Here is a 25,680-nt window from a genome sequence, read left to right on the forward strand (position 1 = left end):
GCGTGTCGGCCCCGGCGTTCGCAGGGTTTTCACGATGCGTCCTTCACAGACTCGTGCTGCAGCGCCCCGCGGGTGGCACCGAACAACGGCACGCGGGCGGTGATCTCGTAGACAGCGACCACGGCGATCGGTACCAGCAGGATCGACGCCAACACGTCGGTGGGATAGTGCACGCCCAGGTACATGCGCGACCAGGCGGTGACCACAACGACGGCCACCCCACCCACCGCGACCATCGCACGGGCGGAGGGTACGGAAAACACCACGATCGTCATCATCAACGCCGCCGCGAACGCGGTGTGACCGCTGGGGTAGCTGAACGTGGTCGGATCCACCCCGATCGGGTGCGTGAGCAGACCCGCATCGGGTCGAGCGCGGTGGACGATGACTTTGATCACATCCGCCAACGCCACCGGCACCCCGATCATCAACGCAACCCGCAAGGATGTCTTCCACGACCGGGCGAGAAACCCCGCCCAGGCCACAACCAGCACCGCGATCAGGCCGGCGCACAGCGGACCGAACAGGAAGTTCAGTCCCGTCGCGACCGCATCCAACGGCCACCCGTGGGCGGCGTTCACCGCGACCACCACCTGCGACTCAAGCGCGGTCCATCCCGGTGAACCGGACACCACCAGCCCCACCAGGGCAACAAGGACGACTTCGACCACGTTCACAGCCGACCATCCGGCTACAGGAGTTTTCAGGGAACGCATCTCCACACGATCCCGAGCGCACGCTAAGAAGCCACTCAGAAACTATGAGTTCCCTGACTGATCGTCGCTGACCCCAATTCTGGGTGGCTTCTTACAACCCGGCAGAGATCCTTCTGGTTGTAGGACCCAAACCACGGAAAGGACACATCATGCGTTCCAAGAAGAAGATCATGGTCACCTCCGGAGTGGGGGCCACAGCCCTGCTGCTGGCCACCGTCGGCGGCGTCGCTCTGGCACTGCCCGCACAGGCGGCCACCCCGGCCCCGGCTTCCACCTCCGTCAGCACCCCCGCGGCGGACACGGACGTGGAGACCGCGGACGACAACGGCGCCCCGGACACCGAGACCGCCGACGACACCGGCGCGGCCGACACCGACACGGAGACCGCGGACGACCAGGGAATCGAGGACGGCACCAACGACGGCGAGACCGCCGACGACGCCACCCCCGCACCCACCCCCTGAGCGACCCACTCTGAGTAAACCACCCCCTGGATCCAGCTGACGCGCCGTGGCCCCCGCACGGCGCGTCAGCTGCGCCCGGCCAATATCCCCCCGGTTTGCCCGGTAGGCCGCACAAGCGCTCCTGTCACCCCCTCCTTCAACTCATAACAATCTGTGTGAACCTTCACGCCTGGGTGACCGCTCGGTCCCCGAAACGGCTGTGCCTATCGAAAGGGCATTCGTGCTGATGCAATCTGGGGGTCTCCTGGACCCCACCGGCCTTCTCCAGGGATCGGGACCCTGGGTTCTGCTGGTGGTCATGGGCATCATCTTCATCGAGACGGGGCTGCTGTTCCCCTTCCTTCCCGGCGACTCGCTGATCTTCACCGCCGCGCTCCTCGCCGGCTCGCTGGGCCTGCCTCTGCCGCTCCTCGTCGCCGGTGTCGCCGTCGCCGCGATCCTCGGCGACACAGTCGGGTACGGCATTGGCCGCCGATTCGGGCGGCGCCTGTTCACCCCCAACGCGCGCATCTTCAAAGCCCGCTACCTCCAGCAAGCTGACGTGTTCTTCGCAAAGCACGGGGCGCAGTCGTTGGTGCTCGCACGATTCGTGCCGGTGGTCCGCACGTTCCTCCCCCCGGTGGTCGGCATGTCGAATATGCCGTATCGCCGCTTCCTGCTCTGGAACGCCATCGGCGGCGTCGCCTGGGCGGTGCTGCTCAGCGCAGCCGGCTTCTTCCTCGGCAGAATTCCGGCGGTCGCCGACAACATCGACCTCATCGCTGTGGGCATCGTCGTCGTCTCCGTCATCCCGATCGCGATCGCCGTGATCCGCGAACGACGCGCCGACCGACGTGGACGGGAGTCAGGCGTCGCTCCAGGGGCCGATGGTGGGTGACCTCGGACGTTTCCCGGCGGTGCGCAGCAAGGTACCCGAGGTCACGGCGCTGTTCTGGCTGACCAAGATCCTCACGACCGGGATGGGCGAAACCACCTCCGACTTCGTCGTCACCACCATCGAGCCAGTCGTCGGCGTCGCGATCGCATTTATCCTGCTCGCCGGCGCCCTCGTCCTCCAGTTCCGCACCCAGCGGTACGTGCCGTGGGTGTACTGGCTCACCGTCGTGCTGGTCAGCGTGTTCGGAACAATGGCCGCCGATGTCGTGCACGTGCAGTTCGAGGTTCCCTACGAGGTGTCGACCGCGGGCTTCGCGCTCGCCCTCGCCCTCGTGTTCCTCGTCTGGCACCGCACAGAACGCACCCTCTCCATCCACTCCATCAACACCGCCCGACGGGAGGGGTTCTACTGGGCCACCGTGCTCACGACCTTCGCGCTCGGCACCGCGGCGGGCGACTGGGTCGCCCATGTGCTCGGCCTCGGCTACCTCGGCTCCGGGATGCTCTTCCTCGGGCTGATCTGCATCCCCGCCCTCGCGTACCGGGTCTTCCACGCCAACGCGATCGCCGCCTTCTGGACCACGTACATCCTCACCCGCCCGCTCGGCGCGTCCTTCGCTGACTGGGTGGGCGTCGGCCCGGAACGCGGCGGCATCGGCGTCGGGACAGGTCCGGTGAGCCTGCTACTCACTGCCGCGATCATCGCCTGCGTCGCGGTCCTCACCCGGCGGCATGCACGGGCTGACAGGACGAGCCTGGCGCTCTGACCCGAAGAGGCGACTGACCCTCCCCGCACGCGACACGGAACGACGAAAGTAGACCGCCGCTTAGCGAACAAGGTCACAGTCGTGCAGGGTGACCGCACCTAGTTTCGACGAGGGCCGCCTATGCGAGACGACGGCCGGGCACTTCGGACGCGACGATGGTCAGTGACGCCTCGGCGTGCCCACATTTTGCCCACAATCGATCGCGAACGAGGGTGATCGAACCTGGGAGAACTGACCGCTGATCGCTGTTCTTCCGCAGTTTCGGTCCTTCTCGATCGGCACCATGTGGCGCTGATTATGCCTGGTCAGGACTCATAATCGTGAGGTCGCGGGTTCAAGCCCCGCTCCCGCTACAGAGATCAAGCCCCGGTCCGCCGGGGCTTTTCTGTTCTCCCGGCGAGCCGGTTGTCTTCACCAGTCCGCAGGTCGAGGCCGTGGCGGCCCATCGAGGTCCTCTGCGTGTGTGTTCTTCACCAGGCGCCCGCGAGACATCCGGATGACCTCGTCCGCATCAGAGATGAGGCGTTCATCATGACTGACGCAGACGACCGCGACGCCGCACCGCACCTGACCGGCGATCGCGGCCCTGATCAACCGGGCGCTGCCGGCGTCCAAGCCCGTCGTGGGCTCGTCCAGGAGCAGAAGGTCCGCGCCGCGAGCCAGGCCCTGCGCAAGAAGGGCACGCTGGCGCTGACCGCCGGAGAGCGAGAAGAACGGCAGTGACGCGAGATCCGTGATGCCCAACCGCTCAAGGGCATCGTCGATCACAGCACGGTCATGTCGAGAAACGCGACGAAAGTGCCCGAGACGACCCCATACCCCGACGGTGACGACGTCGCGGACGGTGAGGGGCAATCGATCCGACACGACTGAGCGTTGGGGGACGAATGCGCGAGCAACTCCTGAGATGGTCACTGTTCCGGTCGACGGAGCCCGAGCTCCGGCGAGCACCTCGAGGACCGTCGACTTGCCGGCGCCGTTCGCGCCGACGATGACGGTGAGGGCAGCGGCCGCGACGTCGAGATCGACCGCGTCCACGGCGATGATGCCGGCGTAATCGACGCTGACGCCGCGGAGAGAGGCGGCGAACATCGTGGAGGAAGGCTCGGGCATCCTTCCACCATAGGCGCTGTTGAATTTGATAATCATTCTCAGTTCGGTATGTTCTTGCAGCGTGTCCTGGCTCACAGATCCCTTCGCTCCTGAGTTCGTGCAGCGCGCCCTGCTCGGCGGCGTCCTCGTCGCGATCCTGTGCGCCATCGCCGGCACCTGGGTCATCGTGCGCGGCATGGCGTTCCTCGGTGAGGCGCTGGCCCACGGCATGCTTCCCGGCGTCGCGCTCGCCACGGTGTTGGGGCTACCCGTCCTGCTCGGGGCCGCCGCCAGCGCCGTGGCGATGAGCCTGGGCATCGGGGTGGTGCAGCGGCGCGCGAAATTGTCGTATGACACGAGCATCGGACTGCTTTTCGTCGGGATGCTGGCACTGGGTGTCATCGTCATTTCGCACGCCGGCAGCTTCGCGACCGACGCCACGGCCATCCTGTTCGGCGACATCCTCGCCATCGACTCCGGCGACCTCGTCGTGTTGGGTATCGCCGTGCTGATCGGTGTCACAGCGGCCACCGCGTCACACAGAGGCCTCGTCGCGCTCGCAATCGATGAGCGTGTCGCCCGGGTCCTCGGCTTGGGCCCACGAGTCGCACGAGTTGTTCTCGTCGGGCTCGTGACCCTCGCCGTTGTGGCGTCGTACCAGGCAGTCGGATCTCTGCTCGTCGTCGGACTGCTCGTGGCGCCCGCTGTCGCCGCTCGCCAGTGGACGGAACGCATCCCGACGACGATGCTGCTCGCCGCCGTCATCGGGGCCGCCGCCGTGGCCGTCGGGCTGCTGGTGTCGTGGCACGCCGCCACCGCCGCCGGCGCGACGATCGCCGTCAGCGCCATTCTGGGCGCCGGCATCTCCTGGGGCGTGCGCTCCGTGCGCGACACCGTGCGCCGCCGTGTGTTCTCTTCCGCGACCGTTTCGGCCTGATTGGAAAGTCCTCGTGCCTTACTCCTCGTCCCTCTCTCGTCCCCGTCTCGTGTCCCGCACGTCCGCGCTTCTGCTCGTCGCGCTGACCGGCTGCGCCAGCGGGCACAGCGACCCGCCCTCGAACTCTGAAGCCACGGCCGACACCCATGGTGAGATCGTCGGCGCAGCCGAACTGGCGGAGCCGGCACTGGGGCTCACCTCGATCGATCCCGAGGGGCGGGTTTTCCACCTCGACCTGCTGGACGAGAGCACGGCCAAGATCGGGACCGTCCGCGCCCCGGAGGCGATGCATTCCGACGGTCGCTACCTTTTCGCTGCCGACAGCGCCGGCGTCTCGATCGTCGACAGTGGCGTCTGGACCTGGGACCACGTCGACCACTTCCACTACTACCGCGCCGAGGCGAAGATCCTCGGTGACGTCGACGGCAAAGGTGTCGCAACCGTCGCGTCGTCCAACTCTTCGACGACTGGCGGAACGGGCCTCTTCTTCCCCGAGTCGGGGGAGGCCGTACTGCTGGACACGGTTGCATTGTCCCGCGGTGATGTGAAGGAGCTGTTCCGCCTAAAGCGTCAGCCTGGGGCGGGACTCGTCGTTCCCGCAGGCTCACTCGCCGCTGTGGCATCGGGCGGTGACGTCACGCTCCACACCGCGGACGGCGAGCAGGTCGGAGACTCGGTCGGCTGTGTCGCCCCTGAGGGAACGATCACCACCCGGGTGGGCGCCGTCATCGGGTGCGACGACGGCGCACTTCTCATCCACGTCGAAGATGAGAAGCCCGTCATCGAGCAGATGCCGTATCCGGACGATGCAACGGCACGCCGGGCCACGGAGTTCTCCAATCGTGAGGGTCGGCCCGGGGTGGCAGCACTGGCCGGCACCGACGGCATCTGGATGCTCGACACGCGCGCGCGGTCATGGACCTTGATCCCCGCCCCTGAACCGCTCGTGCAGGTCACCGCTGTTGCCGACGCCGACACGAATGTCTTGGGTTTGACGCCCGACGGTCGTGTCCTGGTGCTCGACGGCGACAGCGGCGCGGTGCGCGCGGCATCCGCCCCGCTCGTCGGAGACAGTCTCGCCGCGCGCCTGCCTGTGGCGCTGATCGCCGATCAGCAGCGTGCATATCTCAACGGGCCCGCCGAGCAGCGGCTGTGGGAGATCGACTTCGTGGACGGCGCACGCGTGGCTCGCGAGTTCACGACCGCTCACACGCCGTTGCACCTCGCCGAGGCGGGACGCTGACGTGCACACTCTGCGCGCCGCCGCCGCTGCGGCTGCCCTCGCCGTCGGTGCGGGCATGCTCTCCGGATGCACCCCCCGACCCGACGAACGACCGCTCGTCGTGGTGTCGACGAACATCCTCGGTGATGTCGTGTCGAACCTCGTCGGCGACGACGTCGAGGTCATCACGCTCATGCGCCCGGGCGCCGACCCCCACTCGTTCGAGATCTCCGCGTCCGAGGCGGCGCGGATGCGATCAGCCGACCTCGTCGTGTCGAACGGTCTGGGGCTCGAGGAACGACTCCAGCAGCACCTCGACGCCGCGGCGGACGAGGGGGTGGCGACCTTCGTCGCGGGTGATGTCGTCGAGGTCCTGCCCTACACCTCCACCGATGCCGGCAGAGCCGACGACCCGCACTTCTGGACCGACCCGGCACAGACCATCGCCGTCGTGGACGCGCTCGTCCCTGCGCTCGAAGCCATAAACGGGGTCGACGCCTCCACAGTGGCATCTCGTTCAGCCGACTACCGGATCGCGCTACAAGAGTTGGACGCGGACATGTCGGCCGCCTTCACCGTCATCCCGTCCGAACGTCGCGCGCTCGTGACCAACCACCACGTGTTCGGCTACCTCGCCGAACGGTTCCATTTTCGCGTCGTCGGAGCGGTCATCCCCGGAGGCACGACCCTCGCCGCCCCCAGCGCGAGCGACCTCGCAGGCCTCGTCTCCGCCATCGACGAGGCGGGTGTCCGCACGATCTTCGCCGAGTCCTCGCAACCCGACCGACTCGTCCAGGCGCTCGCGCAGGAGGCGGACCTCGACGTGGCCGTGACCGAACTCTTCACCGAATCGCTCACCGACTCCGCCGGGGGCGCACCGACCTACCTGACCATGATGCGCGTGAACACCGAGCGCATCGCCATGGGCTTGTCGCCCTGAGCGACACGTCTCCACCACGAAGGAAATGAGGAATCACATGCACACTTCTCCCCTCCGCCGCGCGGGCATGCTCGTACTGGCGGTCGGCGCGACCGTCGGTCTGGCCGCCTGCTCCGGTCAAGGCTCGGGCACGGCCGCACCGGGCCCCGCCGACTCCGCCCCGGCGTCCATGGACGAGACCGGCACTCGCGTCGCTCTCTCGTACCCGGGCGGCATCGTCGTCCTCGACGGCGAGACCCTCGACGTGGTCGGCGACGTCGACTCCGAAGAGTTCACTCGCCTCAACTCCGCCGGTGACGGGCGTCACATCATGGTCACCACCAGCGAGGGGTTCCAGGTCCTCGACGCCGGCACCACCTCCGACGAACCGGTCCTGACCGACCTGGTGTTCGAGGCCGACAAGGCAGGTCACGTCGTCACCCACGGTGGCAAGACCGTGCTCTACGCCGACGGAACGAGCGACTCGACCATCTTCGACACCGATGCACTGCTGACATCCCACGGTGATATGCCCGAGACCGAGGTCGTCCCCGGCGTCGAGGCGCACCACGGCGTGTCAATCGTCCTCGAGGACGGAAGCTTCGTGACGACCGTCGGGAACGCGGATGGACGCACCGGCATCGTCGTGAGGGACCCCTCTGGCGAGACCATCGCCGAGAATGCGGATTGCCTGGGCGTCCATGGTGAAGGCGCCGCTCAGGACGAGGTCGTGGTCTTCGGCTGCGACGATGGCGCACTGATCTTCGACGACGGCGAGATCACCAAGGTCGACGCGGAGGACCAGCCGTACGGTCGCATGGGGAACATCTTCGTGAGCGAGACGAGCCCGCTCGTGCTCGGCGACTACAAGGACGACCGCGACGCCGAGGGCTACCTGCTCCACAGTGTGGCCCTCATTGACACCGCAGCAAAGACGCACACCGTCGTCGACATGCCGGAGGGTGCCGAGTACACCTTCCGCGACCTCGCGCGGGGGCCGGAAGATCTCGGCTACATCATCGCTTCCGACGGCGCCATTCACGTGTTCGACCTCGAGCAGGGTGCCTTCACCGACGCCTTCCCCGTCATCGACGCATGGGAGGGCCCGGCGGACTGGCAGGACGCGCACCCGGCCATCAAGGTCAGCGGCGACATCGCCTACGTGACCGAACCGGGCAAGAACATGATTCACGCCGTGGACCTCACCACGGGCGAGACCGTCGTGAGCGCAACGCTCCCCGTCACTCCCAACGAGATGGCCGTCACCCACTGACAGGAAGTGGACCTTCAGAAGGCACGAAGAGGGAGGGCCGGCGGAGCACCGCCGGCCGTCCCTCTCACGAGCGCGCAGAGGGATGCCGGCCGAGCGAGGCCGCGCGCTCACGAGGAGATGGAGAACAAGCCCGCAATACCGACCACATAGAGCGCGAGGACGATGAAGGAATCAATGCCCATTCCAGCGATCCGCCGCTGCGGGCGGAAGATGAGACCGACGACGTACACCAGGGTGAGCAGCGCCGCCAGCGCCGTCAGGTAGATGTCCGATGCATTCGCGCTGGGGAGCACAGCGGTACCCGAGATGACGGTCGCCACGAGGAAGAGCACGGGAAGGAATGCGTTCCCGCCGAAGATATCGCTGATGGCGAGGTTGTCGTCTCCTTGCCGGATCGCCTGCAGGCCGGTGGAGATCTCGGGTAGTGACGTTGCGAGCGCTAGCACCGTTGCGCCGAACAGCACGCCTGAGAGACCGATCTGCGACGAAGCCGCCTCGCCCGCTCTCTCGAGGACGACGCCAGCTACCAGGGTGGCCAGCGCTGAGGCGGAGAAGATGAGTGCTGCCCGCTTTGTACTCATGGCCCTCGACGGGTCCTTCGCCTGCGCCTTCGAGCTCGCGTCCGGCGCGCGGCCGTCTTGGTGCCAAGGCAGATGAGAGCCCGCACGCTGCACCAGGATCAGGCCGACGACCCACAAGCCCGCGATGAGGGCGACATCGGGGGTCACCCGCAGCACGTCGAGCCCGTCAGGCAGCTGGCTGCCCGCGATGACGACCGCGAGAACGGCGACCACGATGATCCCCTCGAGGACGAGAGCGAGGGATGCCGCGCGATATGTGAGTGGCTTGACTCCGTGGCCCCGTCTGCCGAACGCGTCGAGGATCACCAGCACGACCGTCTGCAGAGCGATCCCGCCGAGGATGTTTCCGACAGCGACCTCGAGGTTCCCCGACACTGCGGCCGATACGGTGATCGCGATCTCAGGCAGATTCGTCGCGACCGCAAGCACGATGAGGCCGCCGAGCGCACTGCCGAGGTGCAAGCGGGCGTCGAGCACGTCGGTCGCCTTCGACAGCTGGATGCCGGCGATCCACACCACCCCCGCCGCAGCAGCGAAGATCACAACGAGCAGGAACAGGGGCAGAGAGTTCACAATCCGACTTGAGCGCCCGCGTCTATGTCGACGATGCCTCTTGCCACGCGGGCGCAGCGGGTGTAGCAGACGTCGTCCGCGACCGAGGGCGGCGAGGCATCCGATGTCGGTCTGAAGATCAGCCGTCTCTACGGCGTCAGCCTCGATGCGAGGTGGCCGGTACATCGGCGTGGAGAGCGAGTGAATATCTTCCTGCCCGAACCGCGATGCCCGGCGAGACGTCGACGTCCCGCCGGGCATAGAACCGGCTCTACTCGCCGATCTTGCTGTCGGCGGCGTCTTCGCCGGCGTCGATCTTGTCGTCGAATTTGCCGCCCGTCGCTGAGCTCGCCGCGTCGCCGGCCTTGTCGATCGCGGCGTCCGACGCCTGCTCGCCCTTCTCGCCGCCTGCGAGATCCTTCGCCTTGTCGCCGAGGCCTCCGAGGTCTGCCATGAGAATGCTCCTGTCTGTCGAGCGCCGCGGCCCGCGGCGCGTCATCAGTGTGAGCAGTCCTGCGGGCGTCCGCCTCGGGGGTTGTGAGCGCGACCTGCCGGGAGTAAGGCCGTCAGGCAGCTCCCCGCAGGCGCGACGGTGCGGCATCGGCGAGTTCCGCGCGAAGGATCTCCGCGCCGGCCGACAGGGCGCTCAGCTTGCCGAACGCCACGTCACGCGGAAGCGGTGCCATCCCGCAGTTCGAGCTCGGGATGAGCTTGTCCGCATCCACGAACTCCAGCGCGCGCCGCAGCGTGTCCGCGACCTCCGCGGGCGTCTCGACGTCGTCGCTCGCCACGTCGACGGCCCCGAGCATCACTTTCTTGCCGCGGATGAGCTCGATCAGCTCCATCGGTACACGGGAGTGGTGGCTTTCGAGGGAGACGATGTCGATCGAGGAGCTCTGCAGGAGCGGGAACGTCTCCTCGTACTGCCGCCACTCCGAGCCCAGCGTCGCCTTCCAGTCGGTGTTCGCCTTGATGCCGTATCCGTAGCAGATGTGCACCGCGGTCTCGGCGCGCAGCCCCTCCGTCGCGCGTTCCAGCGCCGCGACGCCCCAGTCTTTGACCTCGTCGAAGAAGACGTTGAACGCGGGCTCGTCGAACTGGATGATGTCGACGCCCGCAGCCTCGAGCTCTCTCGCCTCCTGGTTGAGGATGGTCGCGAACTCCCAGGCGAGCTTCTCGCGGCTCCGGTAGTGCCGGTCGTACAGCGTGTCGATCATCGTCATCGGCCCGGGCAGTGCCCACTTGATCGGCCGATCGGTCTGCTGACGGAGGAATGCGGCATCCTCCACGAACACGGGCTGCTTCCTGCTCACGGCGCCCACGACCGTCGGGACGCTCGCGTCGTACCGGTTGCGGATGCGGACGGTCTCGCGCTGCTCGAAGTCCACGCCGCCGAGGTTCTCGATGAACGTCGTGACGAAGTGCTGGCGGGTCTGCTCGCCGTCGCTGATGATGTCGATTCCGCGTCGCTGCTGCTCCTGGACGGCGATGCGCAGGGCGTCCTGCCGCCCCTCGTCCAGCGCGGCGCCCTCGAGCTTCCACGGCGACCACAGCACCTCGGGCTGTGCGAGCCACGCCGGCTTGGGCAGGCTGCCGACGATGGAGGTGGGGAGCAGTGCGGGCGAATGGCGGACCTCGCCGACGCTCATCGGACGACATCCACGACGTCGCGGGCCCATTGCTCGAGCGTCTCGCGATGGCGGTTCATGAGATGCTCCTCGGCGTACCGCCCCTGGATGACGGCGAGCCGGCTCCGCTCGTCGCGGTCGTAGTCGACCTGCGTCCGAGCGAAGTCCTCGTGCTCGAGACTCGGCCGGTAGACGTCGCCGGCGGGGGAGAGAGCGTTGTAGATCTCCGGCCGGTAGATCTTCTGGAAGGTCTCCATCGTCGCGATCGTGCCGATGAGCTGCAGGTCGGCGTAGTCGGCGATCAGATCCCCGCGGAAATAGAAGGCGAGGGGCGCGGCGCTTCCGCGGGGCATGAAGTAGCGCACCTGCAGGCCCATCTTGCCGAAGTACGCGTCGGTGAGGGAGAACGAGTCCTGAGCGTACTCGATGCCCAGAACGGGGTGAGCGAATCCGGTGCGGTGGTACGTCCTGCTCGTCGAGACGCTGATGCAGATCACGGGCGGCAGTGCGAAGCGCTCGCGGTAGGCCTCGGAGTCGAGGAAATGCTGGAACAGCCGGCCGTGCAGGTCGCCGAAGTCGTCCGGCACGACAGGACAGCCGGCGGCTGCGGCCGCCCCCGGCAGCCGGATGCTGAAGTCGTAGTCGCGCAAGTACGACGAGAAGTTGTTGCCGACGATACCCGGCCGCCGTTCTCCCGTCCGACGGTCGACGACGGTGACCTCGAGCATCTCCAGCGCGGGGAAATCCTCGTCGCCATCCTCGTCCCTGCCGAAGCGGAGGGCGACCGACACGATGTCGAGCTCGACGCGGTACCTGTCCCGTGTGGGCTCGTCGGCGAGCTCGTGGAAGCGGTGATCGATCATCGTGAGCGCGTTCCGCAGGTTCTGCCGTCGGTCTTCGCCACGGGCGAGGTTGGCGAAGTTCGTGGTCGCACGCGAGTTCGACGATGGCGTGTAGTCCTCGTCGAAGCGCGTGGTGGTGAGGCGGAACGTGACGTCGGTCACCATGGTGTGCCTTCCGGATGCAGAGGCCCCGAAGGCCCGGCGAGTTGGTTCCCCCATCGTGCGGTCCGCGCGCAGTCATCGGGTAATTCGGGTTCGCTATCGGATGCCATAGCATCTGCCTATGGCACGTCGAACGAGCGGCATTACCCTTCAGCAGCTCCAGTCGTTCATCGAGGTCGCCGCCGAGGGGTCCATCACGGCGGCCGCCGATCTGCTCTTCATCGCGCAGCCGACGATGTCCGCCGCGATGAAGGACCTCGAGAATCGCGTCGGGCGCGCCCTGCTCCTCCGATCGGCCCGCGGCGTCACCCTCACCGCCGAGGGGGTGGAGTTCCTCGGCTACGCCCGACAGGTGGTCGAGCAGGTCGCTCTCCTCGAGCAGCGCTACCTCGGCCGGCCGCCGTCACGGCGGCTGCTCGGAGTGTCGACGCAGCACTACTCGTTCGCCGTCGACGCCTTCGTGCGCATGGTCAAGGGGACGGACACGGCCGACTACGAGTTCTCGCTGCGGGAGACACGCACCTGGGACATCATCGAGGACGTCCGCACCCTGCGCAGTGAGCTGGGCATCCTCTACCGCAACGACTTCAACCGCAACGTCATCGACAAGCTCCTTCGCGACTCGGGTCTCGCCTTCCACCCCCTCTTCCTCGCGGAGCCGCACATCTTCATCTCCCGCCGGAATCCGCTCGCGTCACGGAAGCGCGCGACGCTGGACGATCTCGCCGACCTCCCGCGCCTGACCTTCGACCAGGGCGCGAACAACTCGTTCTACTTCGCGGAAGAGATCCTCTCGACGCTCTCGAGCAGGCAGGAGATCCGCGTCTCCGACCGCGCCACCATCTTCAACCTCATGATCGGCCTCGACGGCTACACGATCTCGACGGGCATCATCAGCGACGACCTCGACCCCGAGATCGTGGCGGTGCCGCTCGACGTCGACGAGCGCATCGAGATCGGATGGATCGGCCACGCTGCCATCCCCCTCACGGATCAGGCGCAGCGCTACCTCGAGGAGGTCAGAGCCGTGGTCGCCGGATTCGGCGTGGCGCTCATCGGCTGAGGGCGGGCGCGACGGCGTCCTGGCGTCACAGCGTCCGCCGCTCGACGACGTGTGGACCTGGGTCCCCTGTGCGCGGTCCCGCGTCGCCCTTGATCGCGGCATGCTCAGCCTCTCTCTCGCCCTGCCGCTCCTCGCCTCGATTCAGAACACCGACACCTCCGGCTCCACGACGGGTTCCATCGTCGGCGGACTCATCGGCTACATCTTCTTCGTCGCCGCCGTGTGGCCCTTCCTCAAGAAGGCGGGACAGCCGGGATGGGTCGCGCTCATCCCCGTCGTCGCCGCCTTCTTCATCGTGCGGGCCGCCGGCCTGTTGGCCTGGTGGGGCCTGCTCCTGTTCGTGCCGCTCGTCAACATCGTCTTCGCCGTCATCGTCGCCCTGCGACTCGGCCGGGCGTTCGGCCACGGCGCGGTGTTCTCGATCTTCCTGCTGTGGCTGCTGTCGCTCATCGGCTACTTCATCCTCAGCTACTCGGGCGACCGCTGGGATCGCTCCCGCATCTGAACGACCTCAGTCTGTCGGCGGGCGCCGCAGGCGCTTGACGTCGGTGCGCTGCTTCTTCGAGGTGAGGCGGCGCTCCTTCGAGCCGCGCGTCGGCTTGGTCGCCCGGCGAGGGGGAGCGGGAGGCCGGAGGGCCTCGGCGACGAGTGCGACGAGGCGGGCACGCGCGGCCTCCCGGTTGCGCAGCTGCGCTCGCGTCTCGGATGCCGCGATCGTGAGCACCCCGTCGACGAGGCGTCCGCTCAGCCTCTCGAGCACCCGCTCGCGCTGAACCGCCGACAGGGCAGCCGACCGCGCGGCATCCCAGACGAGCTCCACGCGGGAGTCCGCGGTGTTCACCCCCTGCCCGCCGGGTCCGGAGGATCGCGAGAAGCGCCACCGGAGCTCCGCCTCGGGGATCACGACCCCGGGCGTCACCCGCAGTCCGGGACGGTGCTCTGCAGGCATGACTCCATCATGCTCGCGCTCCCAGGCGGGACGAGCGCCCGGCCATAAGGTGAAGCCATGTCGCATCACCACGAGACCCCGCGCGAGAGCCTCACGGCCACCGTCATCACCGTGTCCGACCGCACGGCGGCCGGGGAGCGCTCCGACGGCAGCGGTCCGATCGCCGTCGCGGCGCTGACCGCCGCGGGCTGGACGTGCGCCGCGGCCACGGTCGTGCCCGACGGAGCCGACAGCGTCGAGGCCGCGGTGCGGGAGGCGCTGGCTGAGGGGGCGCGTCTCGTCGTCACCACGGGCGGCACGGGCGTCTCGCCCCGCGACCAGACGCCCGAAGGGACGCGTGGCGTCATCGACCGCGAGGTGCCCGGCATCGCCGAGGAGCTGCGTCGGGCGGATGCCGCGGTCAAGCTCACCGGAATGCTCGCGCGCGGGCTCGTCGGGGTCGTCGACCCGACCCATGATCGGCCCGGTGCGCTCATCGTCAACCTCCCCGGCTCCCCGAACGCGGTCGAGACCGGGATGCCCATCATCCTCTCCGTGGCCGCGCACATCGTCGCGCAGCTCGCCGGCAGCGACCACTGAGGGCTCCCGCCGTCAGACCTGTGTGCCGCGCGCCCGGCGGCGGCGCAGCATCCCGTCGTCAGTCGGATTCGACCGAGCTCGTGTGGTGCGGCAGCCCGACGGGCTTCGACTCGCTCGACCCGCGCTGGCGCAGATAGATCGAGAACGCGACCATGGCGCCGACGGCGAGGAATTCCGACTGCCAGTTCTGCAGCGTGCGGTTCCAGAAGTCGGCGGACATGACGTAGTCCAGCCAGGTGAGCGGCGGCAGGCCGTGCTGGGCGTTCTCATCGCTCGCGACGGTGGTGCCGGCCAGCGACTGCGCGAACCACGAGAGGAGGAACACCGCGCCCATCACCATCAGGAGCGAGTTCGAGTAGATCCACCGGCGCATGCCGCCGGCGCGCGCCCACGACGGCGAGTCGGGCCGCGCGTGCTCGCCGACCATCTGGTCCTCGTCGGTGCCGAGGCCGGCGTCGCCGGGGATCTTCGACTCCGGCGAACCGCGCTGGATGAGCCAGATCGTCGCGAGAATGAAGAGGAAGAACTGCAGGAACTCCGACTGCCAGTTCTCCGCGACGTCGACGAGGAAGTCCGACGAGCTCACGAAGGCGAAGTAGTCGACGGGTGGGAGACCGTGCTGCGCGAGGTCCTCGTTCGTGTACGCGAGTCCGGCGAAGGACTGACCGACGAGCGCGGCGAGGAAGATGGCCAGGAACACGACGCTCAGCCCGTTGTCTCGGAGGAACCGGCGCATCTCAGCGTCCCGCCAGAGGCAGCGCGATCATGATCGTCAGCCCCACGACGATCAGCGTCATCCACGCCCAGAACATCAGCCGCATGCCCGAACGCGCGTCGGGTTCTTCTGCACTCATGTCCCTCACGCTGGACCGCGCCCCACGAGAGCGAGAAGGGGGTTGCGAGCGAGCGCATCCTGCCCCTCGCCCACCGGGAGCCGACCTAGGCTGATCGCATGTCGACCCGCACTCCCGCCGCACCGTCCGCCCCCGCTCCCGGAGGCTCGCGCTGATGCCCGGCGACGTGCGGCTGGCCCGCATCAGCGATGTGGCGCTCGTCCTCGATGAGCACCTCGACGCCGTCGACGACGCGAGCTCGGGAGCGGTGACGACGTTCGTCGGCCGGGTGCGCGACCATGATCCGGATGCCGCGGGTGCCGTCGTCGCACTGGAGTACTCCGCGCACCCCGACGCGGAGAGCGCGCTGCGCACCATCGCGGAGAAGGCGTCGGCGGGCACCGCGGCCTCGGTGGCCGTCAGCCACCGGGTCGGCCGTCTCGCCGTCGGCGATGCCGCGGTCGTGATCGCCGTGGCATCGCCGCACCGCGCCGAGGCGTTCGAGGTGTGCCGCGCGGTCATCGAGCAGATCAAGCTCGAGCTGCCGGTGTGGAAGCGTCAGGTGGAGGCCGACGGCACCACCGCGTGGAAGGGCATCGGCGGCTGAGCCTCCTGGGCGCCGCCACCCCGTCCTCGACCTACCAGATCGTGCCGCCGCCGATGGAGATGCCGCCCCACGTGAGGGCGATGAAGATCGCCGCGAAGACGACAGGAGCGATGCCCCGGCCGCTGCGTGCGAGGCCCTTGAGCAGCGCGATGACGCCGAAGATCGCGGCGACGACGGACAGGCCGCCGCCGAGGATCAGGCCGATGAACAGCGGAATGGGCATGAGCACGAGGCCGGCGAGTCCGAACCAGAACGCGGCCCACGCGGTCGGGTTGGAACGGCGTTCGGAGTAAGCGGACATGTGCCCATTATCGCGGGGCGCCGCGGCGGCCCGATGCGCGCTTCCGGATCAGCCGCCGGCGAAGGGCGGCAGCACGTCGATGACGTCGTCGGGCACCAGGGGGTGCTCGTCGCCCGTGCGCTCGCCCGCGACGAGCACGGCGCAGCGCGGGAGGATGTCGGTCAGCGCGGGGTGGTCGCTCACCAGAGCCGTGCGGAGATCGCCGAGCGTCTTCTCCGAGCGGATCAGCTCGTCGGCGCCGACGGCCTCGCGGGCGGCGGCGAAGAAGCGGACGAGCGCCATCAGGGCGTCTCCCCGTCCGAGCGGGCGTGCTCGCCGGGGCGCACCCACGGGCCGGACTTGCCGCCGGTCTTGGCGATGATGCGCACGTCCTCGATCGAGGTGGCCTTGTCGAGCCCCTTCACCATGTCGACGACGGCCAGGGCCGCGACCGACACGGCCGTGAGGGCCTCCATCTCGACACCTGTGCGATCCGCGGTGCGCACCGTCGCCTCGACGGCGACGCCAGCGTCTACGACGGCGAGGTCGACCGTCGCCCCGTGCACCCCGATGACATGCGCGAGCGGCAGGAGCGCGGGGGTCTGCTTGGCGCCCTGGATACCCGCGATGCGCGCCACGGCGAGCACGTCGCCCTTCGGGACGGAGCCGTCGCGGAGCGCGGCGACGATGTCGGGCGAGCAGCGGACGAAGCCGCGCGCAGTGGCCGAGCGGACCGTCGGCTGCTTCTCGGTGACGTCGACCATGCGGGCGTGACCCGCGGCATCCAGGTGGGTGAAGCTCATGGAATCAGCATGACATCCACGAGGTCGCCGGCGGCGACGGCGGACACGTCGGCGGGGACGACCGCGAACGCCTCGGCGGCGGCGAGACCGCCGGCGAGGTGGGAGCCCGATCCGCCGGCGGTGGCCGGTCGCACGGTCCAGCGCGCCGGGTCGGAGCGGTCGATCGCCGCGGGCAGGTACTGCCGACGGCCGGGGGGAGTGCGCCACGCGACCGCCGCTGGCAGGCGCAGCACGTCGCGCTGACGCTCTGCACGACCCTGAAGCGCGAGGAGCGCCGGGCGCACGAAGGTCTCGAACGACACGGCGACGCTGACCGGGTTGCCGGGGAGTCCGAACACGAGCATGCCACCCTCGAGCACGCCGAACCCCTGCGGCTTGCCCGGCTGCATGGCGACCTTCGTGAACTGCAACTCGCCGCCGGGGCCGAACGTGTCCTTCACCACCTCGTAGGCGCCGGCACTGACGCCGCCGGAGGTGATGATCACGTCCGCGCCACGGTCTGCCGCTTCGGCCAGCACGCGACGCAACGCGCCGACCTCGTCGGGCACCGTGGCCCGCAGCACGACGTCGGCGCCGGCGCCGCGCACCAGTCCGTCGAGGAGCAGCGAATTCGACTCCGGGATCTGCCCCCGCTCGAGCGCACTGCCCGGCTCGGCCAATTCGCTGCCCGTCGAGACCACCGCCACACGGGGAGCGTGATGGACCACGACCTCGGGCACGCCCGCGGCTGCGGCCGCGGCGACCTGGAAGCCGCCGAGCACAACGCCCGCCGGGACGATCTCGGTGCCCGCGACGGAGTCCGCTCCGCGCCGGCGCACGTGAGCGCCGGCCGCCGCAGGGGCCAGCACCTCGACGATCTCGCCGGTGCCGTCGAGCCCGCCCGCGGTGTCCTCGAACGGCACGATCGCGTCGGCCTCCGCCGGGACGGGGGAGCCCGTCATGATGCGGGCCGCCTCGCCGGGCCGGAGTGCGGGGTCGAGCGACGTGCCGGCCGGGAGGTCGGCGACCACGCGCAGCCGGACGGGGTGATGGGATGCTGCGGCCGCGACATCCTCGGATCGCACCGCGAATCCGTCCATGGCCGAGTTGTCGAAGACCGGGATGTCGACGCGCGACACGACGGGTTCGGCCAGCGTGCGGCCGAACGCCTCGCTCAGGGGGACGCGCGTCGTCGGCAGCACGCGCACGGCGGACAGGACGACCGCGAGGTGCTCCTCGACGGTGCGGAGGCGGGAGTCCCGGGCGGCGTCGTGTTTTCCGTGCCCGTGCCCGCTGGCGTGGGGGTGCTCGCTCGCGTGCGGGCCGCTCACGCGGGCACCGCCGCGCCGTCGGCCGCGGCTCGGGCCTCCCAGGCCCGCATGCCGCCGGCGAGCACGACCGCGTCGATCCCGTGCGCGAGCATCGCCGCGGCGGCCCGATCCGCTCGGGCGCCTACGGCGCACACCACCAGCACCGGGCCGGGGCCGGCGGCAGCCGGGTCGGCCAGCACGTCGGCCAGCGGCAGGGCGGCGGAGCCGGGGATCATGCCCGCGGCCGTCTCGTGCGGCTCGCGCACATCGACCACGCGGATGCCGGCGGCGACGGCCGCGTCGGCCTCGTCGAGGGGCATCCATCGGGGTCGGGGCGCGGCATCCGTCTCGACTGCCGGCGATGGAGCCGCCGCCGCCGTGCCCCGGAGCGGGACCTCGGACTGGCGACCGCCGAGGGAGTCGATCACGAGCACGCGACCGAGCAGCGGCCGGCCGATGCCGGCGACGAGCTTGATCGCCTCGATCGCCATGAGACCGCCGACCTGGATGCACAACGCGCCGAGCACGCCGACCGCCGCGCAGGTGGGGGCGTCGTCGGCGCTGCCGACCGGATACAGGTCGCTCAGGCGGACGGGCGCGTGCCCCGCGGGCGGGTCGCTCCAGAAGACGGTGACCTGGGCGTCGAAGGACTGGATGGCCCCCCACACGAGGGGGATGCCCAGCTCCTCCACCGCGGCGGCGACGGCCTCGCGCGTCGAGAAGACGTCCGAGCCGTCGATGACGAGGTGCGCCTCGCGCAGCAGGTCGACGGCGTTGTCCGCGGTCAGGCGGTCGCGCACGGTGACGACGCGGGTCTCGGGCGACAGCTGCGCCGCGGCCCGCGCGGCGCTGTCGGTCTTGGCGGCGCCGACGTCGTCGAGCCGGTGGATGACCTGCCGCTGGAGGTTCGAGAGCTCCACGACGTCGTCGTCTATGACCGTGAGCGTGCCGACGCCGGCGGCGGCGAGGGCCAGGATGACCGGCGATCCGAGGCCGCCCGCGCCGATGACGGCGATGTGCGCGGCGGCGAGCCGGCGCTGTCCGACGTCGCCGAGCTCGGCGAGACTCGCGTGCCGCGCAGTGCGCGCGCGCTCCGTGGGAGTGAGCGTGTCGACGGGTTCGACCAGCGCAGGGAACGACATGGATTCAGGCTAACGGCCGGGTCGTGAAGCGGTGCTGGAACCCGCACACGCGGAGATATCATCGGATTATGTCCGCATATCGCATCTCCGATGCCGCCCGTCTGCTCGGCGTGAGCGACGACACCATCCGGCGGTGGGTCGACCAGGGCGTGCTGTCGACGACGGGCTCGACGCCGACCGAGATCCCCGGCGAGGCGCTGGCCGCTCGCGCGGTCGCGCAGGCGGGAGCCGCGCCCGACCCGACCGATGTGCTCTCCAGCGCGCGCAACAGGTTCGTCGGGCTGGTGACGCGCATTCAGGCCGACACCGTGATGGCCCAGGTCGACATCCAGGCGGGGCCTCACCGGGTCGTGTCGCTCATGTCCGCGGAGGCGGTGCGCGACCTCGGCCTCGAGGTCGGTTCGCTCGCCGTCGCCGTCGTGAAGGCGACCACCGTCATCGTCGAGACGCCGAGGGGCTGAGCCGTGCGGAGACTCCTCGCTGTGGTGGCAGCGGCCGCGGCATCCGCTCTGCTCCTGTCCGGATGCGCGTCGGGCGCGGGTGCTCCTTCGTCCTCGGACGCGTCGGCGTCGTCGACCGCCGGCCCGGCATCCGCGCTCACGGGGGAGCTGACGGTGTACGCCGCCGCCTCGCTCGGCACCGCGTTCGATGAGATCGCGACGGCGTTCGCGCAGGAGTATCCGGGCGTCGACGTGCGTCCAGTCGTCTACGACGGGTCGAGCACCCTCGCCACGCAGATCGTCGAGGGTGCGTCGGCCGACGTCTTCGCGTCGGCCGACGAGAAGAACATGACGAAGGTCGCCGACGCCGGCCTCGTCGCGGGCTCGGCCGAGCTCTTCGCGAGCAACACGCTCGTCATCGCCGTTCCGACCGGCAATCCCGCCGGCATCGGCGGTCTCGCAGATCTCGCGCGCCCGGGGGTGTCGGTCGTGCTGTGCGCGGCCGAGGTGCCGTGCGGCGCTGCGTCGCAGACGCTGCTGTCCGCGCAGAACGTCGTCGTCACCCCGGTCAGCTCCGAGCAGAACGTGAAGGCTGTGCTTACCAAGGTGGCGGCCGATGAGGCGGATGCCGGGCTCGTCTACGCGACCGACGTGATCGGCGACGCCGATGTCGACTCGATCGTGCCGGAGGGCGCCGACGAGGTCGTCAACCGCTATCCCGTGGCGGCGCTGTCGGGTGCGGCGAACCCGGAGGCGGCCGCCGCCTTCACCGCGTTCGTGACCGGTCCGAGCGGACGAGGCATCCTCGCTGAGCTGGGCTTCGGCGCACCGTGAGGCAGCCAGGCCGCCTCCTCGGCCGCGATAGCGTCAGGACCTGATGAGCGGAGCGCGCGAGACCCAGGGGTTCGTCCCGCCGGTGCTGGCCGTGCCCGCCGTCGTGGGGCTCGCCCTCCTCATCGTCCCGCTCGGCGCCCTCGTCGCCCGCGCGGAGTGGTCGACCCTGTGGGCGGACATCACCGCGCCGGCCGCCGTCGACGCGCTGTGGCTGTCGGTGCGCACCGGCGTGATCGCCACGGCGATCTGCCTCGTGCTGGGTGTGCCGCTCGCGCTCCTGATCGCGCGCAGCGGTCCGCGGGTCGCGGGGCTGCTGCGCGCTTTGGTGACCGTGCCGCTCGTGCTGCCGCCGATGGTCGGCGGCGTCGCGCTGCTCTATCTCTTCGGGCGGAACGGGGCGCTCGGTCAGCTGCTGGACGCGTGGCTCGGCATCCGGGTGCCCTTCACCACACCCGCCGTCGTCCTCGCCCAGACCTTCGTCGCGCTGCCCTTCCTGGTGCTCGCCGTGGAGGGATCGCTGCGTACCTCCGGCGTCGCCTTCGAGCGGACGGCGGCGACCCTCGGCGCGGGACGCTGGCGCATCCTGTGGCGCATCACCCTCCCGCTCGCGGCGCCGGGGCTCGTGGCCGGCACCGTGCTCTGCTTCGCCCGCGCCATCGGCGAGTTCGGCGCGACCGCTCTGTTCGCGGGCAACGCACCCGGCGTGACGCAGACCATGCCGCTCGCGATCTATACGGCCTTCAACGGCTCCGGCGTCGGGCAGGGTACCGCCGTCGCGCTCAGCCTGCTGCTGCTCGTGACCGCGCTCACCGTGCTCCTGCTCGTGCGCGCCTGGCGTCCGGGGGCGGCGCGATGAGCGGCGCGGCGCTGTCGGCGCACGTCGTCGTCGAGCGTCCGGGCTTCCGCCTCGACGTCGAGCTGCATCTCGAGCCCGGCGAGGTCGTGGCCGTGATGGGTCCGAGCGGGGCGGGCAAGTCGACGCTCCTCGGCGCGATCGCGGGGCTCATCCGCCCCACGTCGGGCGAGGTGTCGATCGGCCGCAACGTCGTCGCCTCGGCCCGCCGCTCCACCCCGCCCGCCCGACGCGGCGCCGTGCTCCTCGGACAGGAGGCGCGGCTCTTCCCGCACCTCACCGCCCGTGCGAACGTCGCGTTCGGACTCCGCGCCCAGGGGCTGTCACGCGCCGATGCCGATCGCGACGCCGACGAGTGGCTCTGGCGCGTCGGGCTCCCGGGCTCCGGAGATCGTCGTCCCTCCCAGCTGTCGGGCGGGCAGCAGCAGCGCGTCGCGGTCGCCCGCGCGCTCGCCGTGCAGCCGCGGGTGCTGCTGCTGGACGAGCCGCTGACTTCGCTCGACCCCGAGACCGCCGGCGACATCCGCGCGATGGTCGCGGAGCAGCTCGTCCACGCGCACGCGACCGCCGTCGTGGTGACCCACGATGTGGTGGATGCCGCGGCGATGGCCGGCCGGCTCGCCGTGCTCGAGGCGGGTCGTGTGGTGCAGGAGGGCACGGTGCGGGCGGTGCTCGCCGCCCCGGCGACCCGCTTCGTCGCCGCGCTGGCCGGAGTGAATCGCGTCGAGGGTGCCCTGCGCGACGGGCGGTGGCACGCCGCGTTCCCCGCCGGTGACGTCGTGCTGACCGGGACGGTGGCTGCAGCATTCGCTCCCGGCTCCGCGCCTGCGGCTGCGGCTGCGGCTGCGGCATCCGGCCCCGGCTCCGCTCCTGCGCCGGCTCTGCCCGACGGGACGCCCGTCGCGGCCACGTTCCGCCCGTCCGATGTGCGACTCGCGACGATCACGGACAGCACCTGGACGGGCGTCCTCCGCCGCGCCGAGCTCGAGCGACCCGTGCCCGGCGAGTGGAGCGCGCGGGTCGTGCGCCTCGAGCAGCTGCCCGGCGCGGTGCGCGTGCACACCGCCGAGCCCGCCGTCGCCGTCGACGTGGCCGTCGACGAGGCGGCCGAGCTCGGCCTGCGCCTCGGCTCCGCCGTGCGACTGCACGTGCGCGAGCGTCACGTGCGGCTCCAGCCGCTGCGCCCCATGGGCTGACGCTGCGCGGGTAGCCGGCCCGAGCCTGGCGAGCGACCGCGAGCACAACGCAGGCAGAACGGCGCCCAGAAGCTCCCGAACCTTCGGTACGAGCCCCCGCGTGGCGGATACGCCTGCGCTGTGCCCACGGGGTCGGGGCGAATCGCTGGAAGAGACACGCCTGCGCTATGCACACGCGGTCGGCGCGAAGCGGTGAGGGCGCTGTGTCTGCGCCCCGCCCGGCACCGGGCGGCCCGGACCGCCCCGCTGCGCGATTACGCTCGGGACATGGGTTCGCGTCGCAGAGCGGGGGACCGGTCGTGACGGCCGTTCCCGTGATGCTCGGCGTGCGCGCGCCGGTCGGCGTCCCCAGCGGAGCGCCGGGCGACCCCCTCGTCGACACCCACGGCCGCGTCCACCGTGATCTGCGGGTCTCGCTGACCGACCGCTGCTCGCTGCGCTGCACCTATTGCATGCCCGAGCAGGGCAACGAGTGGCTGGCCCGCTCCAGCATCCTGACTCTCGACGAGATCGAGCGGATCGCGCGCGTCGCCGCCGCGGCCGGCGTCTCGACGTTCCGCCTCACGGGTGGCGAGCCCCTGCTGCGCACCGACATCGTCGAGGTCGTGCGTCGTCTTTCGGCGATCTCGTCGCCGTCGGGCCCGGTGCAGCTGGCGATGACCACCAACGGCATCAAGCTCGCCGAGAAGCTCCCGGCGCTCGTCGACGCGGGCCTGAACCGTCTCAACATCAGCATCGACACCCTCGACCGTGCGCGCTTCCACGAGCTCACCCGGCGGGATCGCATCGACGAGGTCTTCGAGGGGATCGCGGCGGCCGCGGCATCCGGTCTGCGTCCCCTCAAGCTCAACACCGTCGCCATGCGCGGCGTGAACGACGACGAGCTCGCCGACCTCGTGCAGTTCGCCGTCGACCACGGTGCAGAGCTCCGCTTCATCGAGCAGATGCCGCTCGACGCCGGCCACACCTGGGATCGCGCCCAGATGGTGACGCGCGAGGAGATCCTCGCGGCGCTCGCGGCCCGCTGGGAGCTCACGCCCATCCCCGGTCGCGGCGGCGCTCCCGCCGAGCGGTGGACCCTGGACGGCGGCCCGCACACCGTGGGAGTGATCGCCTCGGTGACCGCGCCGTTCTGCGGCGACTGCGACCGGCTCCGCCTCACGGCCGACGGACAGCTGCGCAACTGCCTCTTCTCGACCACCGAATACGACCTCGTGCCGATCCTGCGCGACGGCGACTCCGCGTCGATCGACGACGGGATCGACGGGATGCTGCGCTCCTGCGTGCACGGCAAGCTTCCGGGTCACGCGATCAACGACCCCGGATTCCTGCAGCCCGCGCGCGGCATGAACGCCATCGGCGGCTGAGACCGCCGCAGCGACCGCTCAGCCCGGCGGCGGGCCCCAGGGCAGACCGAGCTCCGTCGGATGCGTCAGGCGCCACCACTCGGTGGGCGGCTCGATGTCGCCTTCGACCTCGACGACGGAGGTGGCGGTGTTCGGCCCGGCGGTCCAGGTCATCGAGCCGATCTCCTCGCCGTCGCGGTACGTCACGGGCGCGGTGGTCGACAGCGATGCCGTGATGGGGGTGTCGGACCACGTCAGCACCGAGGCCGCATCGCGCAGCACGAGCGTCGCCGACGCGCCCCAGGCGGTCGTGAAGGAGCCGATCTCCTGGCCCGCGGTCGACACCGGAACCTCATGGAAGCCGGCGCGGATGCTGCTGAGCAGCGCGAGCACGTCGGCGTTCGTCGAGTCGCGGGTCGCGCCGCCCATCCTGACCCCGGTCACCTGCAGCGGTGCGCCGATGCCGACGTCGAGCGCCGCGGTGAACAGCAGGTTGTAGGAGTCCAGACCGAACGTGCCCGTTTTGAGGCCGGTGACGCCGTCTCGGCCGAGGAGCGAGTTGGTGTTCACCATGAACCCCGGCCCGCGGAGCGCGAGGGTCCCGGTTGCCGCGATCTGCGAGATCACCGGGTTCGCGGCGGCGAGCTTTCCGATCGTGATCAGTTCGCTGGGGCGGCTCGTGTTGTCGGGGCTCAGCCCCGTCGGCTCGACGATGGTCGTGCCCGTGAGGCCCTGCGCGTCGAGCCAGGCGCGTGCGGCGTCGACGAAGGCGCCCTGAGACCCGAAGACCCAGCGTGAGACCGCGTCGGCGTAGTTGCTCGCCGAGGGGATGAGCATCGTCGCGAGCGCATCGTGCAGCGAGAGCGTGTCGCCCGTCGGCATCGGGGCGATGGTCGCGCCCTGCACGTAGTACTCGTCGTAGAGGTCGTGGTCGGCCTTGGTGAAGGTGATGGTCGGCCAGGGGTCGTCGGAGCCGGCGAGGGGGATCGCGTCCAAGATGACCATCGCGGTGACGAGCTTCGTGATGCTGGCGATCGGGCGTGGGTCGTCCCCGCCGTTCGCGGCCCAGATGCCGGCCGCGGTGTCGCCGAGGTACGCCTCGCCGCCGCTCACGCTGATCGCGGTCGCGCCCTCGGCGGGCAGCGTCAGCGCGACCGGTGCGGCGGCCGCCACCTGCGGGGTGCTCATCGTCCCCACGGGCGCGGCGACCGGTGCGTTCAGCGCCCATGCCGCATAGGCGACCGGTGCCCCGACGAGCACGAGGAGCAGCACCAGGGCGATGATCAGGCCGCGCCGTCGACGCGCGCGCCGGCGCCGCGGATCATCGACCCACTCGCCGTCTGCGGGCGGATCCGGCTGTTCGCGCATCAGATCCGCGAACGCATCGACGTCGTCGAAGGGAGCGGATGCCGCATCCTCGCGCCTGCTCATCCCT

30 protein-coding genes are annotated in these 25,680 nt (G+C 70.1%); 16 read left to right on the forward strand and 14 right to left on the reverse strand.

The genetic code is table 11. The annotated features are described in order from the left end of the window. Window positions 1–29: 29 nt before the first annotated feature. Window positions 30–677 (reverse strand): phosphatase PAP2 family protein, encoded by a 648-nt coding sequence (locus ABC304_RS07945; protein WP_412930059.1) that lies wholly within the window; start codon window positions 675–677, stop codon window positions 30–32. Window positions 678–865: 188 nt separating this feature from the next. Here ABC304_RS07945 and ABC304_RS07950 point away from each other — a divergent pair, with 188 nt between their 5' ends. The 3 genes from ABC304_RS07950 (at window position 866) to ABC304_RS07960 (ending at window position 2,823) form a co-directional block, all read left to right on the forward strand. Continuing rightward, window positions 866–1,180 (forward strand): hypothetical protein, encoded by a 315-nt coding sequence (locus ABC304_RS07950; protein WP_412930060.1) that lies wholly within the window; start codon window positions 866–868, stop codon window positions 1,178–1,180. Window positions 1,181–1,406: 226 nt separating this feature from the next. Next, on the forward strand, window positions 1,407–2,057 hold the full coding sequence (locus tag ABC304_RS07955) for a VTT domain-containing protein (RefSeq protein WP_412932866.1): 651 nt from the start codon (window positions 1,407–1,409) through the stop codon (window positions 2,055–2,057). Further along, on the forward strand, window positions 2,050–2,823 hold the full coding sequence (locus ABC304_RS07960; RefSeq protein WP_412930061.1) for a COG4705 family protein: 774 nt from the start codon (window positions 2,050–2,052) through the stop codon (window positions 2,821–2,823). The genes ABC304_RS07955 and ABC304_RS07960 overlap by 8 nt, the downstream gene beginning before the upstream one ends. Before the next feature lie 411 nt (window positions 2,824–3,234). Here ABC304_RS07960 and aztA read toward each other — a convergent pair whose 3' ends face one another. Beyond that, the gene (aztA, locus tag ABC304_RS07965) at window positions 3,235–4,011 is read right to left on the reverse strand and encodes a zinc ABC transporter ATP-binding protein AztA (RefSeq protein WP_412930062.1); all 777 of its coding nucleotides are present in this window, start codon (window positions 4,009–4,011) and stop codon (window positions 3,235–3,237) included. On the opposite strand from aztA, the gene aztB reads away from it, so the two are divergent. The 4 genes from aztB to aztD are packed head-to-tail and all read left to right on the forward strand — an operon-like array spanning window position 3,998 to window position 8,266. After that, entirely contained in the window at window positions 3,998–4,852 is an 855-nt protein-coding gene (aztB, locus tag ABC304_RS07970) for a zinc ABC transporter permease AztB (protein ID WP_412930063.1), read from the forward strand. The genes aztA and aztB overlap by 14 nt on opposite strands. A gap of 49 nt (window positions 4,853–4,901) precedes the next feature. After that, a complete protein-coding gene (locus ABC304_RS07975; RefSeq protein ID WP_412930064.1) occupies window positions 4,902–6,095 on the forward strand; it encodes an ABC transporter in 1,194 nt (397 codons plus the stop codon). 10 nt (window positions 6,096–6,105) lie between these two features. Further along, the gene (gene aztC, locus ABC304_RS07980) at window positions 6,106–7,014 is read left to right on the forward strand and encodes a zinc ABC transporter substrate-binding protein AztC (protein WP_412932867.1); all 909 of its coding nucleotides are present in this window, start codon (window positions 6,106–6,108) and stop codon (window positions 7,012–7,014) included. 37 nt (window positions 7,015–7,051) lie between these two features. Then, window positions 7,052–8,266 (forward strand): zinc metallochaperone AztD, encoded by a 1,215-nt coding sequence (gene aztD, locus ABC304_RS07985; protein ID WP_412930065.1) that lies wholly within the window; start codon window positions 7,052–7,054, stop codon window positions 8,264–8,266. A 107-nt stretch (window positions 8,267–8,373) separates the two neighbouring features. Here the strand turns inward: aztD and ABC304_RS07990 are convergent, their stop codons facing one another. The 4 genes from ABC304_RS07990 to ABC304_RS08005 form a co-directional block, all read right to left on the reverse strand. Beyond that, a complete protein-coding gene (locus ABC304_RS07990) occupies window positions 8,374–9,420 on the reverse strand; it encodes a sodium:calcium antiporter (RefSeq protein ID WP_412930066.1) in 1,047 nt (348 codons plus the stop codon). A 250-nt stretch (window positions 9,421–9,670) separates the two neighbouring features. Further along, the gene (locus ABC304_RS07995; RefSeq protein WP_412930067.1) at window positions 9,671–9,853 is read right to left on the reverse strand and encodes an antitoxin; all 183 of its coding nucleotides are present in this window, start codon (window positions 9,851–9,853) and stop codon (window positions 9,671–9,673) included. A 112-nt stretch (window positions 9,854–9,965) separates the two neighbouring features. Further along, on the reverse strand, window positions 9,966–11,048 hold the full coding sequence (locus ABC304_RS08000; protein ID WP_412930068.1) for a methionine synthase: 1,083 nt from the start codon (window positions 11,046–11,048) through the stop codon (window positions 9,966–9,968). Then, complete coding sequence (locus ABC304_RS08005; protein ID WP_412930070.1) at window positions 11,045–12,034, reverse strand: putative oxygenase MesX; 990 nt, start codon at window positions 12,032–12,034, stop codon at window positions 11,045–11,047. The genes ABC304_RS08000 and ABC304_RS08005 overlap by 4 nt, the downstream gene beginning before the upstream one ends. 118 nt (window positions 12,035–12,152) lie before the next feature. On the opposite strand from ABC304_RS08005, the gene ABC304_RS08010 reads away from it, so the two are divergent. Together ABC304_RS08010 and ABC304_RS08015 are read left to right on the forward strand one after the other, a co-directional pair. After that, complete coding sequence (locus tag ABC304_RS08010; RefSeq protein ID WP_412930071.1) at window positions 12,153–13,094, forward strand: LysR family transcriptional regulator; 942 nt, start codon at window positions 12,153–12,155, stop codon at window positions 13,092–13,094. Window positions 13,095–13,194: 100 nt separating this feature from the next. Then, window positions 13,195–13,599 (forward strand): DUF5684 domain-containing protein, encoded by a 405-nt coding sequence (locus ABC304_RS08015; RefSeq protein WP_412930072.1) that lies wholly within the window; start codon window positions 13,195–13,197, stop codon window positions 13,597–13,599. Window positions 13,600–13,605: 6 nt separating this feature from the next. Here ABC304_RS08015 and arfB read toward each other — a convergent pair whose 3' ends face one another. Further along, the gene (gene arfB, locus ABC304_RS08020) at window positions 13,606–14,043 is read right to left on the reverse strand and encodes an alternative ribosome rescue aminoacyl-tRNA hydrolase ArfB (RefSeq protein WP_412930073.1); all 438 of its coding nucleotides are present in this window, start codon (window positions 14,041–14,043) and stop codon (window positions 13,606–13,608) included. 57 nt (window positions 14,044–14,100) lie between these two features. Here arfB and ABC304_RS08025 point away from each other — a divergent pair, with 57 nt between their 5' ends. Beyond that, window positions 14,101–14,622: a MogA/MoaB family molybdenum cofactor biosynthesis protein gene (locus tag ABC304_RS08025; protein ID WP_412930074.1), complete on the forward strand. Its 522-nt coding sequence runs from the start codon at window positions 14,101–14,103 to the stop codon at window positions 14,620–14,622. Between the two features lie 58 nt (window positions 14,623–14,680). Here the strand turns inward: ABC304_RS08025 and ABC304_RS08030 are convergent, their stop codons facing one another. Further along, window positions 14,681–15,358, reverse strand: coding sequence for a DUF6766 family protein (locus ABC304_RS08030; RefSeq protein WP_412930075.1), 678 nt, complete (start codon window positions 15,356–15,358; stop codon window positions 14,681–14,683). A gap of 272 nt (window positions 15,359–15,630) precedes the next feature. Here ABC304_RS08030 and ABC304_RS08035 point away from each other — a divergent pair, with 272 nt between their 5' ends. Beyond that, window positions 15,631–16,062: a molybdenum cofactor biosynthesis protein MoaE gene (locus tag ABC304_RS08035; protein WP_412930076.1), complete on the forward strand. Its 432-nt coding sequence runs from the start codon at window positions 15,631–15,633 to the stop codon at window positions 16,060–16,062. Between the two features lie 31 nt (window positions 16,063–16,093). Here the strand turns inward: ABC304_RS08035 and ABC304_RS08040 are convergent, their stop codons facing one another. Genes ABC304_RS08040 through ABC304_RS08060 form a run of 5 tightly spaced genes read right to left on the reverse strand, consistent with a single transcriptional unit; the run spans window position 16,094 to window position 19,576 of the window. Further along, entirely contained in the window at window positions 16,094–16,363 is a 270-nt protein-coding gene (locus ABC304_RS08040) for a hypothetical protein (protein ID WP_412930077.1), read from the reverse strand. Between the two features lie 48 nt (window positions 16,364–16,411). After that, window positions 16,412–16,645: a MoaD/ThiS family protein gene (locus ABC304_RS08045; protein WP_412930078.1), complete on the reverse strand. Its 234-nt coding sequence runs from the start codon at window positions 16,643–16,645 to the stop codon at window positions 16,412–16,414. Beyond that, complete coding sequence (gene moaC / locus ABC304_RS08050; RefSeq protein ID WP_412930079.1) at window positions 16,645–17,145, reverse strand: cyclic pyranopterin monophosphate synthase MoaC; 501 nt, start codon at window positions 17,143–17,145, stop codon at window positions 16,645–16,647. Before moaC ends, ABC304_RS08045 begins: the two co-directional genes overlap by 1 nt. After that, window positions 17,142–18,455: a molybdopterin molybdotransferase MoeA gene (locus ABC304_RS08055; protein ID WP_412930080.1), complete on the reverse strand. Its 1,314-nt coding sequence runs from the start codon at window positions 18,453–18,455 to the stop codon at window positions 17,142–17,144. Before ABC304_RS08055 ends, moaC begins: the two co-directional genes overlap by 4 nt. Continuing rightward, a complete protein-coding gene (locus ABC304_RS08060) occupies window positions 18,452–19,576 on the reverse strand; it encodes a ThiF family adenylyltransferase (protein ID WP_412930081.1) in 1,125 nt (374 codons plus the stop codon). The genes ABC304_RS08055 and ABC304_RS08060 overlap by 4 nt, the downstream gene beginning before the upstream one ends. Before the next feature lie 68 nt (window positions 19,577–19,644). On the opposite strand from ABC304_RS08060, the gene ABC304_RS08065 reads away from it, so the two are divergent. The 5 genes from ABC304_RS08065 to moaA all read left to right on the forward strand — a co-directional run bounded on the left by ABC304_RS08065 (window position 19,645) and on the right by moaA (window position 24,266). Then, complete coding sequence (locus ABC304_RS08065; RefSeq protein WP_412930082.1) at window positions 19,645–20,037, forward strand: TOBE domain-containing protein; 393 nt, start codon at window positions 19,645–19,647, stop codon at window positions 20,035–20,037. Window positions 20,038–20,040: 3 nt separating this feature from the next. Beyond that, window positions 20,041–20,850 carry a molybdate ABC transporter substrate-binding protein gene (gene modA / locus ABC304_RS08070; RefSeq protein WP_412930083.1) on the forward strand — a complete coding sequence of 270 codons (810 nt, stop codon included), beginning with the start codon at window positions 20,041–20,043 and terminating at the stop codon, window positions 20,848–20,850. A gap of 43 nt (window positions 20,851–20,893) precedes the next feature. Further along, a complete protein-coding gene (locus tag ABC304_RS08075) occupies window positions 20,894–21,706 on the forward strand; it encodes an ABC transporter permease (protein WP_412930084.1) in 813 nt (270 codons plus the stop codon). Further along, on the forward strand, window positions 21,703–22,899 hold the full coding sequence (locus ABC304_RS08080; protein WP_412930085.1) for an ABC transporter ATP-binding protein: 1,197 nt from the start codon (window positions 21,703–21,705) through the stop codon (window positions 22,897–22,899). The genes ABC304_RS08075 and ABC304_RS08080 overlap by 4 nt, the downstream gene beginning before the upstream one ends. A 299-nt stretch (window positions 22,900–23,198) precedes the next feature. Further along, window positions 23,199–24,266: a GTP 3',8-cyclase MoaA gene (gene moaA, locus ABC304_RS08085; protein ID WP_412930086.1), complete on the forward strand. Its 1,068-nt coding sequence runs from the start codon at window positions 23,199–23,201 to the stop codon at window positions 24,264–24,266. An 18-nt stretch (window positions 24,267–24,284) separates the two neighbouring features. Here moaA and ABC304_RS08090 read toward each other — a convergent pair whose 3' ends face one another. Next, window positions 24,285–25,676 carry a D-alanyl-D-alanine carboxypeptidase family protein gene (locus tag ABC304_RS08090; RefSeq protein ID WP_412930087.1) on the reverse strand — a complete coding sequence of 464 codons (1,392 nt, stop codon included), beginning with the start codon at window positions 25,674–25,676 and terminating at the stop codon, window positions 24,285–24,287. Window positions 25,677–25,680: the final 4 nt, after the last annotated feature.

It is taken from the genome of Microbacterium jepli (genome assembly GCF_047237905.1).
GTDB lineage: Bacteria > Actinomycetota > Actinomycetes > Actinomycetales > Microbacteriaceae > Microbacterium.